Source organism: Pedobacter sp. L105, assembly GCF_009765875.1.
Taxonomy (GTDB): domain Bacteria; phylum Bacteroidota; class Bacteroidia; order Sphingobacteriales; family Sphingobacteriaceae; genus Pedobacter.
Genome location: NZ_LMUP01000008.1, coordinates 258776 through 282566, shown reverse-complemented (window position 1 = coordinate 282566; position 23791 = coordinate 258776). Strand labels below are relative to the sequence as shown.

Genomic DNA, 23791 nt, shown 5'->3' with positions numbered 1-23791 from the left:
TAAATGGGTGTTGTATTATAATTATTAGCTTTGGTTAATCTTTTAAAATCGGTACGAACGGATCATAAGAGAGAGCGATTTTATTCAAGAAGCACTATTGTTCTGTGCTGGTTTCAGCCAGATAAGAAAATATGGCGGAATCTAAAAGACTCTGGGACACTTTAACAACATGGCCACTAACCTGGATATCGCCTGGTTTACCATCTTTTTCCTTTACTTCCACAAAAAGCTGGCTGGGCCTGCCCAGATTTTCGCCCTGATTGATTTGTATCAGTGTATTTGCTTTCTGAAAACCATACTTTACCAGATACGCACCTGCCGGGCCGGCAAGGCTGCCTGTAGCAATATCCTCCACCTGTCCCAAATTATCGCCGCTTCTAATCCGCCTGGAGGGTATTTCAAGTATCCCTATAAATTTAGCACCAAATGCACTTATTTTTTCGCTCAGGTCGTTAATCCTGATTTTGGCCCCAAAACCATTTTTTTGTAATGGGATGATCAGGTATGGCAATCCCGTCGATACGACTACTGGTTTTAGTCCGGGATAAAGATCGCCTTCAGTGAGGCTTATACTATCCAAAAGCCAGGCGGTTTCTTCCTCATTTAAAGTCTCTCCAAATTCGGCGGGACCCTGGTTCATTGAAACGTGATAAAAATAGTCACGCTTCACAACAGTTACTGCTACGGTTTTCTTATTCAAAATAAATAACCATTCAGATTGCTCCAAGCCTTTGCTTTGAAGATCATGCAAAGTGGCAGCTGCACCTAAAATAGGATGACCGGCGAAATCCAGTTCTTCCTCACAGGTGAAAATATTTGCGCGTACACTATTTTCACTAACTTTCTGAAGGAAGATACTTTCAAACTGCCGCATCTCCTGTGTTAATTTAAGCATTATGGCATTACTGAGGCCATCTGCCTCGGTAAATACAGTCAGCCCGTTCCCGCTTAGGGGAACATCAGTGAATACATCAACATGGTAATATGGAATTTTTTTCATGGTCGTATTTATATTTTTATCAATTGAACCCGGCAACAACTCAGGTCTTTATAATGTATTTTGCTGTTAGTTGGTTTTATCGGGAACAGACGTTATGTTGCTGTTGTATCTCTGTACCCTTGCGGTCAATCTGAACCCAGTATTCAATGATCTTTCCGTCAGACACCCTGTAGACCGCGCTTCCGATCTCGGTTACTGGTAATCGGGAAGCTTTAAACTCATTGACATCACCAATTTGGTTGCCGGTTTGTTTCCAGCGGGCATAAACCTTGTCGCCACTGGCGATAAGTTCAGTGATCTCAAACTGGTAGTGGCCACAGGCCTGGATGAAATCTTTAATATTCTGGGTGAAATTTTCAGGCGTTCTAACCACGGTTTGCGGATTTTCGGCGTTAAGTTGATGGGCTTTTACCGAATCTGCCAAAAATTCGGGAGCTCTTTCCGGTGATTTTCCGGAACGTACGACTTCAAGGAATTCCACGACTGTTTTTCCCGCTGATGTTGTAATTTTCATAAGTGTATTTTGTGCGTTACTGTTTAAGTCCATTATTGATAAAAGAAGGAGGGTAATGATGTATTTTTCATCACATGCAGGATTAAATTAATCTTACAAACTTGAATAAATACTCAATAATATAACAGATACAGTTTTTGAATAATTGAATGTAACAGATTGTCCCCTTAGTAAGAATTATGATACATTACCATCCATCATTATCGTAAGCCTTGATCGTATCCGTCCGGCTACCCTTAAAAAATAACTCACCGTAAAGATCCTCTTCTGCCAAAGGTGTTTGATGGGAGTGAACCAATGCAGCAAGCTATTTTTTTTGTTAATGAAAATGAGTTGCAAATATTGTTTTAAAATGTACAGTAAGAAAAATAATCCCCTTCCTACTCAATTTTAAGGGATATCAACCTAAATATTTCCGCAATTTCAATCCTTCATAATTAATATATTGCGGTATTTTTCATCCATTCATATGCTTAAATCGGACTTGTTTTTTTTTAAAATTGAGTAAAACGATGAGTGTTGTAAAGCTAAATTATAGTTGAAAAGCATGCAGAAAACATTCACTTTGTTTGTTTGGTTAAGGTATGCATTAAGCTGATAATTGCATTAATAGCGGATCAAGCAGAATCTTGGAGGAAAGGGAATAAATTTTTTCTTTTGTATCTTTATATCAGCTTATATTTTAGTTTTGAATCCAGCCGACGATACCCTGATGGGTGGCGGGCAGGTTGATGCCTGTGTTCAGGACGACATAAATGACAAGTACCAAATTATAATCATATGAACAGAAATACCTTACTGATCGCTTTGTTTTTGCTGGTAACAGCTTATGCTCAAGCTCAAAAAATGGTGTCGCCAAAACCGGCGACCGCTTATGTAAACCCTTTATTGGGTACCGCTACCTTATGGGATCCAAAGGACCTTGGCTTCGTGCCTACGCACCGCAGCTGGGGTGCCGAAGTGTTTCCAGGCTCATCTTTGCCTAATGCGATGGTGCAATTAACTCCGGTAACGCAATTTCATAGCGGTTCGGGGTACCAGTATGAAGATACTGTAATCTATGGATTTGCCCATACCAGCAAAGGTCATTGGAACTTATGTAATATCCCGCTGATGCCCGCATCGGGGAGCAGTTTTACTGCCGACGATTATAAGTCGTCCTTCAGCCATAAAAAGGAATCGGCTCATCCTGGCTATTACCAGGTTTATTTGCCACGTTATGGTATCAATGCCGAACTCACCTCAACTTTGCGTTGCGCATTCCATAGGTACACCTATAAGTCCAATATCAACAAAAAACTCATCGCCGATCTGTCAATGGCCAATGAAGGCGTACGTGCCTGGAAAATTGACCAGGAAGGTAATAATGTACTAACCGGCTTCCAACAGACCGGCGAAAAAATGTATTTCTATGCAGTGTCCAATCATAAGATTACAGGAATTGATACACTTACGTCAACTGCCCCCGTGACTCAGGTAAGTGGTGGGCGAGGCAGACCATCCGGACCGAAAAAAACACCGGTGGTCAGTTTTGCTGATGAAGAAAAACCTTTGGAATTGCAGATCGGTTTTTCTTATGTATCGGTTGAAAATGCTAAATCGAATTTGCAAAAAGAAATGCTTGGCAAAACTTTTACGCAGGTTAGGACAGAAGCTACTATTACCTGGAACAACTTGTTAGGAAAAATAGAAGTTGCAGGTGGTACAGATCGTCAGAAAGGCTTGTTTTATTCATGCTTGTACCGTTCATTCCTATGGCCTGCTTTACGCAGTGATGCCAATGGCGACTTTACCGATATGAGTGGGAAGGTGGTAAACAAAGGCTTTAATTATTATACAGAGCCGTCAATATGGGATGACTATCGCAATAAAGATGTATTGTTGGGTATGTTATCTCCAAAAGTATTAAATGATGTGATACAATCGTTGGTTGATAAAGGCAAAATAACTGGCTTTATGCCGACATTTTTCCATGGCGACCATGCGTCGGTAATTATTGCGGGCTCTTATTTAAGAGGATTAAAGGGTTATGACGTAAAAGGGGCCTATGACCTGATGTTGAAAAATGCTACTGTAGAGGGCACCCGTAAATATGTAGACGAGTACAATACCAAAGGTTATATCGCTGAGGATCCAGTAGAAAAACCTACTCTTGGCGAAGTGCACAAAGCTGCGGTTACCAAAACTTTAGAGTATGCGTATGACGATTATGCCACAGCCTTATTAGCTAAAGAGCTGGGTGATAAAAAAGACTATGATATGCTGATGAAGCGTACCAGCAACTATAAAAATGTTTTTAACCCGAAAACCGGATTTATGCAGGGTCGTTTGGCCGATGGCAGCTGGGTGAAAAATTTCGATCCTGGTTTTGTGTATTATGAATACATGTACCGCGAAGCAAATGCCTGGGAGTCTACCTTCTTTGCACCGCAGGATCCTCAGGGTTTGATCTCATTGTTTGGCAGCAAAGCCCTGGCAGAGAAAAAGCTCGATGCCATATATACGACCCCTTATGATGGACGCGAAGCCGCTAATATGTCGGGCTTTATTGGTAATTACTGCCAGGGTAACCAGCCCGATCATAGTACCACTTACTACTATTATTTTGTAGATAAGCAGCCAAAGGCACAAATGTACCTGGACAGTATCATGAACCATTATTACGATATGGGTAAAGATAAACTGGCTTACGCAGGTATGGATGATGCAGGTGAAATGTCATCCTGGTTTGTATTTAATGCTATGGGGTTCTATACTTTTTCTCCTGCTGATCCGAATTATATCGTTTCGGTACCGTTATTCGATAAGGTAACTTTGAAATTGGGTACAAAACCTACCACGATTATTAAAAAAGGTAGAGGCCGAAAGATAACAGGTATATCTTGGGATGATAAAAAAGTGAATGGTTATTTTATTGCCGATAAAGATTTGAAGCAGGGTAAAACCTTAACGATTACTACTCAATAGCTTTACAATTAACTTAAGCAGTGACCTGCTTTTTATGGGGCCTCAAACCAATTGTTGTTACTCAGTAGTTCTTTTCTAAGCACATAAAAAAGGGTCAAAGTTATTGAAAGATAACTTTGACCCTTTTTTATGTGCTGTATCTTAGCCTTTAGTCTGTATGTTAACTTATGTTGTCCCGCTTAGATAAATGGGCATCGATCAATAGCTTTAGCCAATAATCGCCTAATTGCAGTTGAATATGGATTACTTCTTTCCAAAAAGCGCTGAGAGCTTTTTCTCCAGCTCGTCTCCGCGAAGGTCTTTAGCAATGATCTTACCCGATGGATCGATTAAAAAATTTGTAGGTATAGCATTGATCATATACATGCTTACTACCGGGCTTGACCATCCTTTTAGATCTGAAAGCTGCTCCCATGGTAGTCCATCTTTTTTTATGGCGTCCGTCCAAAGTTGTTTAGCTTTTCTGCCACCATCTAATGAAAAACCCAACACAGTGAAGTTTTTATCCTTAAATTTGTTGTAAGCTACTATAACGTTAGGATTTTCCCTACGGCAGGGGCCACACCAGCTTGCCCAAAAGTCTAGTAAAACATATTTACCACGAAAATCTGCTAAACTTACAGGTTTGCCTGTTGTGTCAAGCTGTGTGAAAACGGGGGCAATGGCACCAATCAATATGGAGCGGGCACTGGTTATTTTTTTTGCAATTTCCTGGCCTCCAGATGTATGCTGAATACGTGGCGATAAACTATTAAAAATCGTTTCAATCTTTTCAAGTTTGAAATTATTTCCCATGATGTAATTGGTCAGCATGATATCGATATATGAATCCGGATGAGCTTTAATGAACTCCTCGGTTGAAAGTTCTCTTTTTTTCGATACTACATCCCATCTTTTTTTCATGTCATGCTGAAAGGCTGTGTCCTTTTTCATTTCAGCAGAGGCTTTAGCGTATTCAACATACATAGCCTGTTGCATTGCTATTGGCGCCGAACATTGTTTTAAATACAACAAATAATCATCAGTGAGTCTGGAACCTGTTATGGTAGCATGCTTAACGGAATCTTTTGCAGTCAGGGTTATTGTTCCATTTTCAAGAAACAATTCCAGTCCATCCCTGGTAGCAGAACTTTTAGGAAGTTTCGTAATCCCTAAGCCATGATGATCAATAACTACTTCTGCAAGCGCAGGTTCGGCTATTGAGCCTTTAAATGAAATTTTGCCATCTACGATCTCCGAAGAATCACTGAATGTGGTTTTGTTGATTCGATAAAATAAAAACGCCTTTGCGGGTTTTGTTAATTGGGCAACTTTAATCACCACCTGGTAATTCTCATTGTTATTATTTTGTGCAAAGGTTGTTAGGGACACTAAGGCCATTAACCATACAATGATATTTTTCATAATTTAATTAATTATAGATTTTTATAGAATGATGCACTTAAGCCAGTTAGGGCATATTGGAGGTGTGTAGATGAATACCCCCAGGATATAATTGTATCCTGGGGTTGATCTGAAGGTGTTTTCCACGAGAACGCTATTGCTTAATGATAACCTGGATTTTGTGTGAGCATGTTATCTAATTGTATCTGCGCTTGTGGTATTGGGTATAGTTCCGCAGTACTCTTCCAGCCGGTTTTTTCGGCGCTCAAAACAGTTCCTGCTGTACCTGTCCGCTTCAGATCAAACCAGCGGTTTCCCCATTCAAAACAAAGCTCTGTTTGTCTTTCGTGCATAATGGCAGCTAAGACAGCAGTTTGCGATGTTGCTTCAGCTGTGCTGGACGGTAACCCAGCCCTGCTGCGTATAATATTTACGTCTGCCAAAGCCCCGCTGAGATTATTAAGTTCGGCAGCTGCTTCAGCCCTGATCAGATACATTTCACCTAATCTAAAGATCATATAATCTTCAAGCGGGGTATCCGTTGGCCGTTTGTTCTTATATTTATAAGGGTAATAAAGATTCTGTTGATTGACAACAGTTTTGCCAAGCCAGTTTTGAACGCGCTGATCTCCCGTTTCAAAAGCATTTAATAAAAAGGGCGTTACTAAAAAGACTGGCGTTGCACCGGTGTAAGAAGGAATGAAATTTCCTGCCTCAGCCGTTGCCTGGTTAGTTCCTAAGGCCGGTATTTGCCATATCGCTTCCATGCTTCCATGAAGAAATACACCCTTTAAAGGGGTATTAGTAACGTCATAGATGCCGGATTTAATAATCGAATCAGCTTCATTATAGGCAGCCTGCCATTGACCCTGGTATAAATGAACTTTTGCAAGCAATGCCTGCGCGGTATATAGATTTGGGCGCGCCCGTCCATCCGAGGGATAACTAACCGGTAGTTTTTTTACGGCATCATTTAGGTCTGTGATGATTTGTTGGTAAACAGCTGTTAATGAAGCCTTTGGAATATGAGCTGTAGCATTATAATCAGTTGATGTTACCAGAGGTACGCCGCCGAACAGGTTTACCAGGTTAAAATAATACAAGGCCCGTACCACCTTCATTTCTCCGGTAATTTGTTTAACGAAGGAAGCTGATAATTTACTGTTGTTGGTGATGCCAGTCAGTATATTATTTACCTGATACATACTTTGATAAGGCGATCCCCATAAGGAGGTTAAAGTACTGTTCGACGGGACTAAGGTGTAGCTGTAAAATTGCTGCTGGTCTGAATTGGAGGTGTAGGATACTTCATCAGAGGATGGTGCGGTGCTCATGGTAAATCTACCATCGCTATAGGCAAAACCATTCCCGGCGGTAGAATTATAAGAATATATCCCTGCAACGGCAGTCATTGTTGTGGTACTATCCGAAAATTCTTGTGCCTGCGTGATTGACGACGGCGGATTGTCAGGTACTTCAGTTAATTTTTTGCAGGAAAAAAATGTACTGAAAGCAACTAAACACAAACCTGCCACCATTTTATATTTATTAGAAAAAAGTATTTTCATGAGAATATTGTCTAAAATTTAAGATTTAAGCCAAATGCGATGATGCGCTGCAATGGAACAGCGGTATAATTGCCAGGTTGTTCGGGATCGCCTACCTTATAATTTGTAATCGTGAACATGTTTTGTGCATTCACATAAATGCTGCATCCCTGAACATGAACTTTTTTGAGAAAAGCATCAGGTAAGGCATAGGATAATGCAATTGTTTTTACACGTAGATAAGTATCCTTACTATATACACCACTGGATTGCGCAAAATCTATTGCGGACTCATAAGACGCTGAATAATAGCTGCTCGACAATCGCTGAAGCTGTGCATTATCGCCTGGGTTTTTCCAATAATTATTCGCAATTGCTGATGGTTCATTGGTTAATAAACCGGGAGAGTTATCTCCGTAAGCCTGATACAGGTAATTAGGGGCATTCCCACTGGAGAACTGGCAGAAAATATAAAGACCGAAATGTTTATAGGAGAAATTATTGCCAAATCCTCCCATGTAATTAATTTCCCTATTAGCTATTGGTACTAAATCGCCACCTTGCGAGGCTAATTCACCGTTAGGGTTAGAAGTAACGCCCCCGTTTTTATCATAAAATTCAAACAGCCCCGTGGTAGGATTTACATCCTTATATTTAAAGCCGTAGATGATAGAAGTAGGCTGCCCTATTACATACTCGTTATTATAGGTAGACGATTCCAGGCCTGGGAAGGAAAGCAATTTATTGCGGTTGAAAGTTAGGTTGAAATTAGTTTTCCAGGAGAAATTTCTGGTTTTTATATTAGTTGAAGTTACCGAAAATTCGAATCCCCTATTTTGAACAGTGGCATCCAGGTTTCCCAAAACGCTATTAAAACCTGTTTGTACAGGCAATGGGTAGTTGACCAGCTGGTCGTTTTCCCGATCCCTGTAGTAGTTGGCATTTAATATCAGGCGGTTATTAAAGAAGCCAAAATCTAACGCTACATTCAATGATTTTTTTAAGGCCCAGCTATAATCGGGATTATAAAGATTAGTTGCAGTACTTGGTTGAATACCCTGGAAAGCAGGAGTTCTAGGGACCGGGTTATATAATGCCTGGTATTGGTACGCCTGGATATTATCTGATCCTGTTGTTCCATAACTTGCCGAAAGCTTGCCATAACTAAAAAAAGGAAGGGCTTCTTTAAATGCTTTCTCATCAGAAAATATCCAGCCTGCTCCTATGGAACCAAAATTGCCGAACCGGTGACCGGGGCCGAAATCACTGGAGCCATCTCTTCTACCAGTTACATCAAAAATATATTTTTGATCATAGATATATTTAAGACGGGCAAAGCCAGCGCTGTATCTATAGATATTAGAATTGTCCGAAGCAGTTACTGTTGCGGCTCCGTTAATTGACTCAAGAAAGTTGTCATTTGCATAGCCAGACCCCTGGGTGGTGGTGGAACTGTTTGTATTCTTTTTATAGGTGGAACCAATCAAAGCACTGAATACCCCTTTCCCAATAGACTTTGTATAATTGATTTGCGGCTCAATATTGATCGTCTGATAAATATTACTGGCAAAGGTTGCATAAACGTAAGGATACGATGGACTTTGGGCAGCAGCCGGATCTTCAGAATGCTCGGAAGATGTATTACGGTTATAACCCAGATTAGCGCTGATTGATAAGCCCTTCAATATTTGATAGGATAGGTGTAGGGAGGTGTTAAAATTATAGTTCTCCAGATTGGCAGGCTGTTTTAAATAGCTGTAGAATTGATAATTGGATAAATCAACTCCCTTGTAACTCCAGGCTAAACTTCCGTCAGGAGCAAATAAATTCGGGGTATTAGGTGGTAAAAGGACATCCTGACTGCCACCAAAAGCAGCGGAATTATTTTGATCATATCCATAGTCAGTAACCAGGTCGAGGGTAAAGCGTTTATCTGCTGAGGTACTGTGTAAAGCGCTATGCAGGGTATATCTTTCGTCGGCAAAATCACCGGGGAAATTATATTCTGACCTGGAATAACCTGCAGAAACCATGTAAGTACTATTGGCTGAACCGCCGGATACGCTGGTATGGATATCTGTATTACTCGTTGTATTTCCGGTAATAGTTTTTCCCCAGTTCGTGTATTTATTTTGATCAAAAATTGTCAGATCAGGCGCGTAGCCTAAATAGTCATTTGGATTATTAGTAGGTGTAACACCATCTGCAGCAAAAGCATCTTTCCTTAACTGGGTGTACTGCTGCGTGTTCATGTACTGTACTGGCCTGGCATCCGAATTAATTCCGGTATTGACACTGAGATCCACTGTAGTTTTACCCGGTTTCCCTTTCTTCGTTGTAATTATGATTACGCCATTTGAGCCTTGTGTTCCATAGATGGAAGTAGCATCCGCATCTTTGAGTATACTTATACTTTCAATATCATTAGGGTTAATATTGTTAAAAGGGCTTATTCCTCCAGCCTGGCTTATTCCTCCGTCATACAATCTTTGGCTGGCAAGATTGCTGATTTGATTTACATTATTGTTTTGCGAAGCGAAAGGCACACCGTCAATGATAAATAATGGCTGGTCGTAGGATTTTCGTGTGGAAAGCGTAGGATTAAAGCCGCCTGCTGTATTTTGGCCCCGCACCTGCACCAGTACCTGGGAGCCGGGTGCACCACTCGTGGCATTCACAGCGAGTCCGGGAACCTGTCCCTCCAGAGCCAGTAAAACGTTAGTTACAGGTTGCTTCTCAATTTGATCCGCCGTAACCGTTGATACAGATCCAACACTAAAGCGTTTGGATTCTGCACCGTAAGCGATCACCTGTATTTGGTCGAGCGAAGAAGTAGACAGATGTGCGATCAGGGATAACTTTAAATCTTTACCTTCTGTTTCTATACTTTTTTCCAATCTGGCATAACCTATATAATCGACTATCAAAGTATATTTCCCTTCCGGTACGGAAGGGAAGCTGAAATTTCCTTTGCTATCTGTTAAAGTATGGTAGCGGGTACCCTTAAGAATAACCGATGCGCCGGCTAAGGGTTGGCCAATGCTATCAATTACTCTTCCGTTAATAGCTGAGGAGAGGGCTAGAAGTTTAGCTGCCCTGTCTTTCAGGTTGTCTAACAGGGAGGGATCTTGTTTTTTTAAACCGATAATGTTTCCCGCTATAGTATAATCCAAACGCTGGCCCTTCAGACACTCGTTTAATACATCCTGTAAATTGGCATCTCTTATATTGATACTTATTTTTGTCGTACCATTTAAGACATTGTTCTCATAAAAGAATATATAACCTGTTTGCTTTTTGATATCACTGAATACCTTTTCCAGAGAAGCATCTCTTTCATTCAGTGTTATTTTTTGCGCAAAAGATCCCGCAGAAACGTGAAGGCAGGCTACGAGGATGATAAAGGTTACTATTTTCATAACCATAAGGGTCTTATAGAATATACCTCGTTTTTTACGCACGAGGGTAAAGGGCGTATAAAAATTCATACTTTTGATTGTTTGGGTTTCGTAATTAAATCTGTCAGAGGATTTTTTATGCTTTCCGATTTTTCGGGAAGAAAAGGTTAACCCAAATATTTGCCGGTGGTGTTAGAAGCACTACCGGCTTTTTTATGGATCAACCAATGTTTTTAAGTCTTTATATTATCATAGGCACATTTTTGGATGATCATAGTTTATTTAATTAGGGTGTGATTGTGATTGTATTCCCACTAATTTTATAATGTACATTATTAAATTCCAGGATTTTAAGTAGATCTGACAGATTAGCTGTCCTTGAGATACCGCCAATAAATTGCCGTTTAGATGGCTGGCCCTGATAGCGGACATCCAGATTATACCAGCGGCCTGCCTGCCGCATAATTTCTTCTATATTCTCGTTTTTAAAGGAAGTCTGTCCGTTTTTCCAGGCAATGGCATCTTCCGTATCAACTGCCTGTACTTGAATGGTGTTTTTATTTAATTCGGTTGTGGCCTGCTGACCGGGTTTCAATACAACGGTTTGTTTTTCTTTTGTTATCCTGACACTGCCTTCAATCAAAGTTGTTTTCATGGAGGGTTCATCATCATAAGCATTCACATTAAATTTGGTACCCAAATCCTCTATGGTCTGTCCCTTAACCTTAATTCTGAAAGGCTGGGCACTGTTATACTTTACTTCGAAGTAAACTTGTCCGGTCACCTCCACCATTCGTTCAGTCTTGTTAAAACTAACCGGGTATTTGATTGATGATTCCGCGTCTAATATGGCCACAGTTCCATCGGCCATGGTAAGGGGGTAATAACCGGCACGGGGGGTAGTTATGGTGTTGTAAACAATGGCCCCCGATTCATCAGATTTATTTTGATGATAAACTACCCGGCCGTCGGCACTTTTCGTTACAGTTGTATTCCCCTGTTGCGCAAGCATACCCGTCCGGACATCATTTAAACTAATCATTTTGCCATTGCTCAATATAAGAGTTGCCTTTTTGCTACCCGGTTTAATATCTATCAGTTCATGCTGGACAATTTGTTGTCCGGGTTGCTGCTTAGACATCAAATAGTAAGTTGTACCTATTGAAATACATAATAAGATGGATGCGGCTGCGGCAATACCATAGATCAACAAGCGTCTTTTATTGGTATTCTTTTCATCTCCTGAATGAATATGGTCTTTTAGATGGGCGTGTACACGATCCAATAAGATTTCTTCCATTGGCGAAGCATTTGTTTCCGCTTCAGTTTGTTCAAATTCCTGTCTGATTAAAAAGTTGAGTTCCTTTTCATCCGGAGTTTGAAAATGCACGAATAACTCTTCGATTTCCTGTTCCGTCAGATTATTTGCAAGAAATTGCTGGTATAAGAATTTTAAACGCTCCTGGTTTTTCAAAGTAATAGTCTTTATGTGCTATTACGCCTTGAAAACGAGTGTCATCTATCCTGGTTGAAAATAAATTTTAAATTTTGTTTACCGCCATCATAACCGCGATAGAAAAAGCCAAAGTGATATGCTCATAGTTGAACATATATTCTTTAATATTCTTTGTTGCCTTAACAATGTGCCCGTTGATAGTGGAGGTAGAGATGCCCAATGTCTTGCTGACCTCTTCATAGCTTTTACCCTCCATTTTGCACAAGGTGAACACTAATTTTTGCTGGGCAGGCAACTGATTGATAGCTTTATCAAGAATTTCCCTCGTTTCTTTAAAAAATATCTTTTCTTCAGTATGATGGTATAACTCTGTACTGAAAGCTTTTACTTCCGATTGTAAACGTTCTTCTCTGGCTGCTTTACGGTAAAAGTCGTAAACAATATTTTGAGCGATAGTATATAAATAGGACTTAAAAGGCTGTCCGGATTCGATCAGGTGCCGTTTATCCCATAACCGGACGAATACATCCTGCATTAATTCTTCCGCCAATATATCAACCTTTGTCATTTTTAATAATTTACGGTATATAGGTAAACTATAGCTTTTATAAAAATGATCGAATACCCGTTTATCGCCGAGCTTGAGCAAACCAAGTAATTCTACTTCGGAAAGGGTGTCGAGGTGGTTCATCTTAATAACTGAACCGAATTTACACAATAAAATGAATATTAATTCAGTGTTAAGTGTAGAATATTTTTAGTGAACACATTAAAAAGAAAAACTTTAGGTTTTTATGGCCTATTCGTCAGTATTTAATAGCAAAAAAAGAAAAATTGGGCTTAAGTGCAAAAAAATATGTTTATTGGAATCCTAAAACAAAGTTCTGATTCCTTTTATTAAAAATAAATAGGGTTTCCCTTGTCTTACTTGGCTATATAAGCTATAACCTACTAATTTTTCAGTATGTTATAGTTTATTTTTAGCAATATAAATTATATATCCTTTATCGATTGACATTGCTTTCATATATATATGTTAATCATGTTGTCCAACGCTGAGCTTCAAATTGGTGTTGTCACCGGGTAAGAGCCATTACTTGAGTGCTTCTATACCATCCATCATCATTTCGTCCTCTGCTTTTATTTTGATATCGACGGTTTTGGTGATGATCTGTTTCTTTTTCCAGTCGCCTTTGGCATAGATGGCCAGTGTGATGAGCGCGGTTATGATAGTGGAAACCGGGAAAGATAGCCATATCCCATGTTCAGCCATAGCGGTGTAATGCGACAGGAAGTAAGCAATAGGGAATTGCAACACCCATTGCGAAACCAGCGCCAGGATCATGGGGATGACGGTGTTGCCGTTAGCGCGTAAAGCGCCGATTAAACACATCTGCAAGCCCAGAAATCCCCAGGCTACAGAGGTAGTACGCAGGAAAATAGTGCCGCTCCTGATAATCTCGATATCGCCAGGTACAAAGAAAGCGATGATCTGCGAAGCAAAAAGAAAAGCGATCAATCCGAATACTGCCAACAGGGCGAAGCCCAGAAATGCACCCAGCTTGGCGATGTTAGTAGCGCGGAGCATATTACCTGCGCCTATATTTTGCCCCACGAGGGTAGATATCGACATGGATAAACCGAGGGCGGGAATCATAATAAGTTGCATGATATTAGATCCTGCACCATAGGAAGCCACCGTATTGGTACCAAAGCGGACAACCAGGAAGGTCATGGCCGTCATACCGATAGCCCGCATGGACTGTTCTATAGATGATGGGAAACCGATTTTAAATGCCCGTTTGATGTGGACATAATCAGGTTTAAAATCAGCTAGCTGCAAATGAACATCGTGTTTGCCGCGGAAGAGGATCACAAATCCGATAATGAGTGCCAGACTTTGGGTGGATACTGTTGCCATTGCCGCACCTTTTACCCCCATTGCCGGAATAAAATGCCAGCCGAAGATAAATAAGGGATCGAGCGCAAAATTGAGGATCACGGTGCCGAGCACGATGAATACCGGTAAAACCGCGCGGCCTACACCACGCATTATCGACTGGAACACCATAAAGCTAAAGTTGAATACCAGCCCGATGAAGGAGATCTGCATAAAGCCAAGCGCCCCTTTGTATACATTAGGAGCTACATTAAGCGAGGTCAAAAAAAGCGGACTCAGTAACCAGCCTATAACGGCTAAGATGACCGATATTGAAATAACCATCAGCAGGGTTTGAGCGGCAACATGGTTCACCATTTTTTGGTTGCCCGCGCCAAAAAATTGCGCAATCAGGATAGAGCCCGCTATGGCCAATCCGATGCCTATAGCCATCGTGAGGAAAATAACAGGCGTACTAACGGATACCGCAGCAACCGCCGATCCGCCCAGGCGGCCCACCCAAAAAGCATCAACCAACTGATAGGCGGCCTGCAATATATTAGCCATCATGATGGGTATCGCTAATTTTAAAAGTGATGAAAGGATAGGCCCTTCCAATAACATTTGTTTATTTTTCATATCTTATAATCATTGATATATCAACTATTTATTCAAAAAAAAGGTTAAATTCCTTCCAGTTTATCAGCATAACCCTTCACTGTCTGATAAGCTGTTTTACGCTCTGCATCTGAAAAAACGGATAGTGCATCATCCTCTGCTTTTTGCATTATTTCTGCAATTTGGGTAGCCAGCCTTTTTCCTTCGGGACTTAAGTCGATATTGTTTTTTCTTCTGTCAATACTATCCTGTTCAACTACCAGCAGCTTCTTCTTTTGTAAGGCACTTACACTTCTTAAAATTGAGGATTTATCCCGAAGCGTAATATCAGAAAGTTCGCGCTGGGATAGCGTGCCGCGTTTTTGAAGGATAACCAATATTGGAAGCTGTTCCATTTGAAGGTTAATGCCTGCTTCTGTCAATAGCAGGTTGGTTTTCCGAAAGATTGACTTCCGCATCCGCATCACCTGGAAGAAGAAACTATCAGCTATCGTATTCATGGCACAAACATAAGGAATAGTTGATGTGTCATCTATTTATTGTGTCATGTAAATGTTTTATTAATAAAATTTCCTCTCGTTCTTTTTGGCATATCAGTACAGATTGCCTTCCGGGTCTCTTTTTTTCCAATAAGAAATCGCCAGGTATTCCCTGATCTTCAGTTGTTGATTACATTGGAAATGCTTCAGCCTGTATCGGCGGTGTGAAGAGATCTGGCAATTTCCTTATTAAGGGCGGTTACTTTGATCCTGTCATTTTCTTCCAATCATAGTCATCTTCTGCAGCAGTGTTGCGCTTTGAAAGATCAGCTAACATGGTGTCGATTGTGAAACGGTTAACCCACCTGCCATTTACAAAAATACCTGAGATTCTTCGAAGATTTTTCACATCGCTGAGTGGATTGGCATCGAGCAGAATGAGGTCTGCAAATTTTCCGGCTTCCACGGTTCCAGTCAGGCTATCAATTCCCAACCATGTAGCGGAAAGGCGGGTGGCGGATGTGATTGCTTCTTTAGGTGTTAATCCGGCTGCCACTAAAAGCTCAATCTCATCATGTAAAGCAAATCCTGCAACAACACCTGAGACGCCTGTATCTGTCCCTGCGACTATCGGAACGCCAGCTGCTTTACAGGCACGTACCAATCGATTGTGAAAAGCAACCATTTTTTCGAAATGGGCCACCCGGTATGCACTGGTATTTTTATTATAATTATTTGCTGTCAGCCATTTACTTTGCAATAGCGGATGAACATATTGTAAAGTAGGAGATGTTCTAAGTTCATCGAGCGACCTGCTTTGACTTAAGATATCTACCATAGTTATTAAAGTAGGGGATAGCCAGGTGCCGTTATCTTTCATCAGTTTTGCGAAGCGTTTCGCGTCCTCGTCACTATATTCAGTTGTTTGTTTAGAAAATTCTTCTGCATGTGCAACCAAATCGAAATTAGGTACAAAAGCTTGTTCCAATTTACCCTGAAACGCGTCGGGGATATGGCCTACAGTTTTCATTCCCTGCTTCCTGGCTTCGTCTACAATGGCTTTAAAGGTTTCGATATTAAGCTGGGAATAGAGTTTGATGCAATCGTAACCTTCTGCTTTTGCGCTGCGAACAGCCTGGCGTCCGTCATAGTCGGTATTTACGATTCTTCCCGGTCCGCTTCCGCCATTAATAAGAGCGGCTAATGCCATTCTTGGCCTGATAACTTTCCCTTTTCCAATTTCGTTTCTCTGACCGAAATGTTCTGCTTTGGAATTCAGATCAAAAATAGTAGTGACCCTATTTGCAATGTAAAGTGTCATGATATCTTGCGTATCGAAAAATATGGTAGCACCCTGGGTGATGTATCTTGAGCCGAAATGAATATCTGTCGGGACATGGACATGCATGTCGATCAAGCCGGGGATAAGCCATTTTCCTTTCCCATCAATAATTGTAGCTCCCGGAGGTATGGATCCGTTGATCGACGTAATTCGTTCATTTGTAATTAAAACATTAGCATCGACAATTATTTCATCTCCCAAAGTCATTGGGATAACGTTGACATTTTTGATCACAAACATTTGTTGCCGGGTTTCTTTTTTCGGAGTATGAATAACCTGGGGTGAAGATCGATGTGCACAGCCTGAAAAAAACAGGCAACCAGCTATCATCAAAAAACGACAATAAAAATTTGAGTATGGCATAGGTTTGTCTTAATCCTACTAAAGTTACTTAACTAATTGATCTTCATTTATTTTTTTTGAAATTATATTTCTGATATTAATAAATTCAGGGGGTTATGTTATAAATTTATCAGCGTCCCTTGAAGGGTTCGGAACCCTGTCTTTAACTAGCCAAACGAGTTAATCTTCGAAAAATCGAGTTGATATAGGTCCACTAGGGAGTAAAAAAAGGATAAAGGTGTTGAAAACAGCTTTATCCTTTTTGTAATGCCATGTAATCGCCTTTTATAGGCTAAGTAATCGTACTACAATTTTATTTTAACAAAATAAATACTGTTGTGGTCGACTAAACCCGTTGCTGGTAATATTTTGGCTGCAAAACCGTTAGCACCATTATCTAAAACGCCGAAATCATCATCGTTTGAAATAGCCAGTATATTACCTGGCAGCAAAGCTAATCCTTCGCATTTATCATGCGGATAAGGCGTTGGCAAATCTTTTAACAGATCTAAAACCTGGGTTTTGGTGACTGGTGTTATACCCGCAGCCTGTAGTCCTGTAAGGTTGGTCAGTTGTTCCACAGTTTTACCACCATACAATTTACCATTTGCACCGTTTGCCGGGTCAGAGATATCTGTAGCGTTGCTTATATCTATTTTAAAGATCTTTTTAAATGCTGCAGGAGCAGTTGTTGAACCTGCAAAGCCAGCATCACGTTCAACAGTTAAAAATGTCGTAGCATTAACAGCAACAATCTCGCTTACACCTGTTAGCGTTACATTATCCATCAGGTAAGCATATTGTTTGGTAGCGCCTGAAGCAATATCAAAAGTAAGGATACGCAATACCAGGGAAGTAGCGCCATCTGCTTTGGTCGGATTAAGCATTGGTGACTGCATCATGCCTACCAATGTTTTTCCGTCCGGTGTGATTGCCAGGCCTTCCATACCCCGGTTTGGTTTTCGGGTAGCAAATACCAAAGGTATTTTACGGCCACCTGTACCTGTTCCAAAAGGATTAATGCGCTCGATGGTTTTGCCGGTTGCATCAAAATGTATAATATGCGGACCGTATTCATCGCTAACCCAGAAAGAACCATCGGCCATACGTACCATCCCTTCAGAATCTACACCATCAGCACTGGTGGCCAGCAAATTTCCATTCAGATCATAAGGAATCTCGCCGGTATTACCTTGACCGATAGGGTTAGGTAAGCCATTTAATAACCCGCCGTCTGCATTTTTGAATTGAATGGTAGACTCTAATACCAGTTTGCCATTCGTTAACCGGAACTTCCCGATCTCGGGGGTGAAATTTGGAATTCCGATAATAATTGAATTGGTGATCTGGCCGGCTACATTGGGGCCACGGTCTGTCATGAGGTAAAAAACATTAGGATCATTAGGGTCTGCCGCTATTGCTGAACCAAAACCACCATTGTAAACCTTTACGCCACTGGGAAGCGTGGTTAGCACTGCCGGATCCGCTGCATCCGCAACGTTGGGATAAGCGAGGGCGGGCAGTGTATTATCGTTATTTTTTTTACAGCCGGAGATTACAGCGGTTGCTGAGATTAGAGAAATGAGTAGTAGTTTTTTCATAAGAAAGTTTTAATAATAAAATATCTGCAAATAAACAGGCGTATTGTTAACGCATTGTTAATTTATAAATACTATATGGAGATGTTTATAGCACTATAATGTGATGTACAGCTTTTGACCTCTATTTTAGGATTTCCGATAAACGGAAGCAATCGGTCAGTCATCATTAAACTTTAAAATGAATAAGAGAAAATCAACTTTTAGAAGGTGGAATAGGAAATGACCTGCAAAAGCGTATGATAAAAGCGGCTGAAATTAGTTATGTGTAGCAAATTAACACAGGTCGTTTGCCTTTGTCTCAAAGCCGGACGAGATAGCTCGTATCTTAAAAGGTATTGATAAGTAATTGATTACGACTAAAATTAATTTCCCTTAGAGATTATATGCTGTAGAATAATATTTAAAGGCTGCAAATCTAAATTGCAGCCTTTAAACGTTATATTGCATACCATCATATATGCATTTCCCTGCCGATATCACCACATGTTACCGCTGATCAAACGGGGATTTTGTGAGGTAAAAAGCTGTTTAAATGTTTCAGATAACATATTTTCCAAATATTCGAGTATCATTAAATGATAGTAATATATCAAGGAATATATTTGATTTCTCATAATATCGATTAGATTTGGAGAATCGTGAATGATGATTGAGATTTTATGAAAATAGCGTGTCTTATTGTTACCTACACTTCGGCTGCACAAACCAGACGGATGATTGAGATGCTCAACAATGGGCAGTTCGATTTTTATATTCACTTAGACAAGAAAGTTGATATTGCTACCCATAAAGATCTTTTTAACATACCTAATGTATACTTTATTACCGATCGTGTAGATGTTCAATGGGCTGCTTATAGTACGGTTCAGGCAGCTTTTAACGGTATTAAGCAAATTATAGCGTCTAATATCACTTATGATTATATCAATTTGATAACCGGACAGGATTATCCCATTAAATCTGCAGCTTACATACAAAACTTTTTATCAGCAAACATCGGAAAACAATTTATTGAGTATAAAAATTTTGACACAGACTGGGAAGAAGCTAAAGCCAGAATAGAGAAGTACCACTTTACAAATTTGCATCTCGTAGGCAAACATCGGCTCGAAAAAGTGGTGAATTTTTTTACCGGGAAAAGAAAGCCGCCCATAAAGTTGAATTTTTACGGAGTTTCAACTTTTTGGACGTTAAGCCCTGAATGTGCATTATATGTGGTCAACTATGTTGAGAAAAATAGCGCTTTAAAAAGTTTTCTTAAATATACCTGGGGAAGTGACGAATTTATTTTTCAAACCGTACTCATGAATTCACCTTATAAAGATGTCATTGTAAATAATAATTATAGATATGTCGACTGGTCTGCCGGCGGGGCAAGGCCAAAGTTTTTGAAATCGGAAGATTTTGAAAAGATCATTGCATCTGATGCTTTTTTTGGCCGTAAGTTCAATATCGACATTGATAGTGATATTTTAGATAAGATCGATGAATGGTGTAAAAAAAATCAAGACTAATTATGGCTTATATTATAGACCTGGAACATTATGACGATTTAAGGGGGAGCCTGACAGTGATCGACCATGTTTTACCCTTTGAAATTAAAAGATCGTATTACATTACGAATGTTAATCAATTAGATCGCGGCGGACACCGCCATCTGGTGCTGGTAGAAGCTATCATCTGCTTAAGTGGAAGTTTCATCGCTACTGTTGATGACGGCACCAATAAACAGGAGATCCTGTTGGATAGTCCACATAAATGTTTGATCATTGAAGTTGGGGAATGGCATAAGTTCTATAATTTTTCACCGGGGTCTGTATTATTGTCCCTGGCCTCAACCCATTATGACAAAACCGATTATATTTACGAGCCTTACGATTGAAACGAATGATAGCATACGAAGATCTTAAACAGTTAAATGCCCCTTTCACAGCTCAGTTTAGCACCCAATTTAATAAAGTAATTGAAAAGGGACATTATATATTGGGAGAAGAAGTTGCAGCCTTTGAAAAAGAATTTGCAGCATATAATTCGATACCCTATTGCGTAGGCGTTGCCAATGGACTGGAGGCCATCACACTCTCTCTTAAAGCCCTTGATTTACCAGCGGATAGCGAAGTCATTGTTCCTGCAAACACGTTTATAGCAACTGTGTTGTCTGTATTACATTGTAATTTAAAGGTAGTTCTTGTTGAACCCAGAATAGATACGTATACGATTGACCCTTCAAAAATTGAAGCTGCTATTACGCCGGATACAAAAGCGATCATTGTGGTTCATTTATATGGGAAATGTTGTGACATGGATCAAATTATGTCAATTAAAAATAAACATAATTTATACCTCATCGAAGATTCCGCCCAGGCGCATGGCGCAACCTTTAAAGGTAAGATGGCCGGTACATTTGGAGACTTTGGCGCTTTTAGCTTTTATCCAACAAAAAATTTGGGCGCTTTGGGTGATGGCGGGGCAATAATTTTCAGTGATGAAGCTCATCAATCGAAACTACTTCAGCTGCGGAATTATGGCTCAGACAAAAAATATTACAATGAAATCATTGGTTACAATTGCAGGCTAGATGAAATGCAGGCTGCATTTTTACGTGTAAAGCTTCCTTATTTAAATGAAATTATTGCACATAAAAACAAGTTGGCTGATATCTATCTGAAGAGCTTAAATGATAATTTTGTTTTGCCGGTAAAACATGCAGATTATCATGATGTCTATCATATATTCAATATCCGTCATCCGCGCCGCGATGAATTAAAAGATTATCTGGAAGCCCATGTGATACAAACCGCCATACATTATCCGGTTCCTCCGCACAAACAAAATGCAATGAAGCATATATTTGAGGGACAGAACTTTCCTGTTTCGGAGGAAATTCATGCTACTACTTTAAGCCTGCCCTGCTCATATTTCCACACCACTGAAGATGTTGAATATATAGTAGACGTTATGAATAAATTTAATTAAATGATAGGGGAAACGGTCGATATAGGCATTATTGGCAGTGGTGCTGCATCTACGACTGCATTGACTCAGTTGTTAGAAAAGGTATTACATCAAAACGATCCTTTAAAGAAACTGCATATTCTTGTTGTTGATAAACATAATGAGTTTTGGAAAGGTATTCCCTATGGAAACCGATCTTCTGTCAATTCATTAACGATCACTGTAATCAGTGATTTTATCCCGTCCGGAAACGAACAAACGTTATTTTTTTCGTGGTTTACCTTAAATAGTGAAAATCTTCTTGCGCATTATGCATCGATGGGCGGTGAAAATGCAGCAACCTGGATTGCTGAAAACCAATTAAAAATAGCAAAACAAGAGTGGGATAAAATTTATCTTCCGAGATATATCTGGGGAATTTACATGCGTGAAAGACTATTGTCATTGAAGGAGAAAGCCGAAATGGCAGAACTTGTTCAAATTACGTCAATACATGGCGAAGCTATCCAGATAGAACAGCACCCAGAGCATTATTCTGTCTTATTAGAAGTTGCCGATCACAGTCACCAAACGATTTCTGTTAAAAAATTAGTCGTTGCCATAGGTTCACCACCTGTAAGGAATATCGTTCCTGCACCTGATGAAACCTATATATATATCAACGATGTTTACGAACCATCAATAAGCCATACTACAGATTTGCTAACGCACGCAGCTGGTACTAAGCGGATCAATATTTTAGTTGTTGGTTCAAATGCAAGCAGTATCGAACTGGTGTATTTGTTGAATAACCTGCCTCAATTAAAAAGTTCGGTCAATAAAATAGTGATTGTTTCCCGCGCCGGAAATTTGCCCTACCATATCAACGATACACACTTAGAGAACTATAGCTGTTCTAATTTAGATCAGGTGAAGCAGGCAGGAGATTACAATCTGGAAACACTTGTTGAAGCTGCAAAAAGGGATTTGAGAACAACAGTGCAGTTGGGTAAGATCAGCACGCATCATGTTGATCGCGTGATTAGCTATGCACTCGAACTAATGCAAAGTTTGGGTGATGATGCCAAAAAAATATTTTTCGCTAAGCATGGAATGCAATTTACCAGGCTAATCCGGCGATCAGGACCGGAATATAAGCGGTCTGCCGATGAGTTGCTGCAAGCCCATCAGATTGAATTGCTGACAGGTGAATTTAATTCGGTGGTTCCGTATCCTGAAGGTGGAAAACTCTCTTATATAAACACAGAGACAGGAAAACCAGAATTATATGATCTGCCATTCCAATTCGTCATTAACTGTACCGGATCTGATGATCTTGAACAATCAGATTCGCGGTTAATCCGAAATATGATTGAAAAAGATATCTGCCAGGTTAACCTGTCTGGTAAAGGTTTTGTAGTCAACGATCAATTTGAAGCAGCCAAAAACTTGTATATCATTGGTCCTTTGTTAGGAGGGAACATGAATGATAGAATACATTTCTGGCATATCGAAAATGTAGCAAGATTACTTTATTTAGCCCCTTATCTGGCCGATTGTCTTTTGGCTTAATTTTTCAAAGCCTTTTCAATAGCCTGCTCAGCTAAAGGTTCCATCATTTTATATCCTGCCAGATTTGGGTGCACTCCGTCTTTCGATAAGGTGGAAGGCAAGCCTCTTCTGTCATCGGCCATGGCCGTAAAGTAGTCAAGGTATGTGATGTGATTTTTGTCGGCGTACGCTTTTATTTGATCATTTAATTCTCTGACTTTTGGAACCGGATCAATAGCCGGGCGCCATGGAAAAGCAAAAGCAGGCAATACAGAAGAAAGAACCACTTTAATATGGTTTGCTTTTGCCAATTCGGCCATAGATACCAGATTACCAAAAACATCTTCCGGTTTCGAAGGACCATTATTTTCTGCAATGTCATTTATACCGGCTAAAATAACCACAACTGCCGGATGTAGATTAATTACATCCTCACGGAAACGTACCAGCATTTGTCCTGTGGTCTGTCCGCTGATTCCACGATCAAAATAAGGTTTTCCGGCAAAAAAAGCAGAATCGGTGGTAATCCAGAAATCAGTAATAGAATCGCCCATATAGACCACACTCTTTTTACCGCCTGCCGATGGTTTTACTTCGCTGTTTGCCTGTTCATATCTTTTGATGTTTGCCCAGTCCACATGCAATTGGTCGGCCTTCTGCGCACTGGCACCTAGGGCGAATAGCAATATTCCTGCTGTTAGTAGGTTTCTTTTCATATTTTTTGATAACTGACCTGTTTAATTCTGCTGTTCATGTAGAACCTGGTAATTAAAGTGACTC

General features: G+C 40.1%; 17 protein-coding genes. 5 read left to right on the top strand and 12 right to left on the bottom strand.

All coding sequences use genetic code 11. The annotated features are described in order from the left end of the window. Window positions 1–94: 94 nt before the first annotated feature. Both GSQ84_RS16435 and GSQ84_RS16430 read right to left on the bottom strand, forming a co-directional pair. Window positions 95–1000, bottom strand: coding sequence for a PhzF family phenazine biosynthesis protein (locus GSQ84_RS16435; protein WP_158798367.1), 906 nt, complete (start codon window positions 998–1000; stop codon window positions 95–97). Window positions 1001–1076: 76 nt separating this feature from the next. Beyond that, entirely contained in the window at window positions 1077–1514 is a 438-nt protein-coding gene (locus GSQ84_RS16430; RefSeq protein WP_158798366.1) for an ester cyclase, read from the bottom strand. 780 nt (window positions 1515–2294) lie between these two features. On the opposite strand from GSQ84_RS16430, the gene GSQ84_RS16425 reads away from it, so the two are divergent. Then, complete coding sequence (locus GSQ84_RS16425; protein ID WP_158798365.1) at window positions 2295–4481, top strand: GH92 family glycosyl hydrolase; 2187 nt, start codon at window positions 2295–2297, stop codon at window positions 4479–4481. 243 nt (window positions 4482–4724) lie between these two features. On the opposite strand, the gene GSQ84_RS16420 is transcribed toward GSQ84_RS16425, so the two are convergent. From GSQ84_RS16420 to GSQ84_RS16380, 9 genes are all read right to left on the bottom strand, one after another. Then, on the bottom strand, window positions 4725–5885 hold the full coding sequence (locus GSQ84_RS16420) for a TlpA disulfide reductase family protein (RefSeq protein ID WP_158798364.1): 1161 nt from the start codon (window positions 5883–5885) through the stop codon (window positions 4725–4727). 140 nt (window positions 5886–6025) lie between these two features. Further along, window positions 6026–7432 (bottom strand): RagB/SusD family nutrient uptake outer membrane protein, encoded by a 1407-nt coding sequence (locus tag GSQ84_RS16415; protein WP_158798363.1) that lies wholly within the window; start codon window positions 7430–7432, stop codon window positions 6026–6028. A gap of 11 nt (window positions 7433–7443) precedes the next feature. After that, window positions 7444–10830 (bottom strand): SusC/RagA family TonB-linked outer membrane protein, encoded by a 3387-nt coding sequence (locus tag GSQ84_RS16410; RefSeq protein WP_254070887.1) that lies wholly within the window; start codon window positions 10828–10830, stop codon window positions 7444–7446. Window positions 10831–11095: 265 nt separating this feature from the next. Further along, window positions 11096–12283 carry a FecR family protein gene (locus GSQ84_RS16405; RefSeq protein WP_158798361.1) on the bottom strand — a complete coding sequence of 396 codons (1188 nt, stop codon included), beginning with the start codon at window positions 12281–12283 and terminating at the stop codon, window positions 11096–11098. Between the two features lie 67 nt (window positions 12284–12350). Then, window positions 12351–12956 carry an RNA polymerase sigma factor gene (locus tag GSQ84_RS16400; protein ID WP_158798360.1) on the bottom strand — a complete coding sequence of 202 codons (606 nt, stop codon included), beginning with the start codon at window positions 12954–12956 and terminating at the stop codon, window positions 12351–12353. A 402-nt stretch (window positions 12957–13358) separates the two neighbouring features. After that, on the bottom strand, window positions 13359–14768 hold the full coding sequence (locus GSQ84_RS16395) for an MATE family efflux transporter (RefSeq protein ID WP_216848946.1): 1410 nt from the start codon (window positions 14766–14768) through the stop codon (window positions 13359–13361). 59 nt (window positions 14769–14827) lie between these two features. Then, on the bottom strand, window positions 14828–15262 hold the full coding sequence (locus GSQ84_RS16390) for a MarR family winged helix-turn-helix transcriptional regulator (protein WP_158798358.1): 435 nt from the start codon (window positions 15260–15262) through the stop codon (window positions 14828–14830). 238 nt (window positions 15263–15500) lie between these two features. Continuing rightward, window positions 15501–16946, bottom strand: coding sequence for an amidohydrolase family protein (locus GSQ84_RS16385; protein WP_216848945.1), 1446 nt, complete (start codon window positions 16944–16946; stop codon window positions 15501–15503). A gap of 284 nt (window positions 16947–17230) precedes the next feature. Beyond that, complete coding sequence (locus GSQ84_RS16380) at window positions 17231–18526, bottom strand: esterase-like activity of phytase family protein (protein ID WP_158798357.1); 1296 nt, start codon at window positions 18524–18526, stop codon at window positions 17231–17233. Between the two features lie 659 nt (window positions 18527–19185). Here GSQ84_RS16380 and GSQ84_RS16375 point away from each other — a divergent pair. From GSQ84_RS16375 to GSQ84_RS16360, 4 genes are read left to right on the top strand one after another with little or no spacing between them, the layout of a single operon-like run. Further along, window positions 19186–20040: a beta-1,6-N-acetylglucosaminyltransferase gene (locus tag GSQ84_RS16375; RefSeq protein ID WP_158798356.1), complete on the top strand. Its 855-nt coding sequence runs from the start codon at window positions 19186–19188 to the stop codon at window positions 20038–20040. A gap of 2 nt (window positions 20041–20042) precedes the next feature. Beyond that, window positions 20043–20408: an FdtA/QdtA family cupin domain-containing protein gene (locus GSQ84_RS16370; protein WP_158798355.1), complete on the top strand. Its 366-nt coding sequence runs from the start codon at window positions 20043–20045 to the stop codon at window positions 20406–20408. Window positions 20409–20413: 5 nt separating this feature from the next. Next, window positions 20414–21502 (top strand): DegT/DnrJ/EryC1/StrS aminotransferase family protein, encoded by a 1089-nt coding sequence (locus GSQ84_RS16365; protein WP_158798354.1) that lies wholly within the window; start codon window positions 20414–20416, stop codon window positions 21500–21502. Further along, the gene (locus GSQ84_RS16360) at window positions 21503–23032 is read left to right on the top strand and encodes an FAD/NAD(P)-binding protein (RefSeq protein WP_158798353.1); all 1530 of its coding nucleotides are present in this window, start codon (window positions 21503–21505) and stop codon (window positions 23030–23032) included. Here GSQ84_RS16360 and GSQ84_RS16355 read toward each other — a convergent pair. After that, window positions 23029–23727 carry an SGNH/GDSL hydrolase family protein gene (locus GSQ84_RS16355; RefSeq protein ID WP_158798352.1) on the bottom strand — a complete coding sequence of 233 codons (699 nt, stop codon included), beginning with the start codon at window positions 23725–23727 and terminating at the stop codon, window positions 23029–23031. The genes GSQ84_RS16360 and GSQ84_RS16355 overlap by 4 nt on opposite strands. Between the last annotated feature and the right edge of the window lie 64 nt (window positions 23728–23791).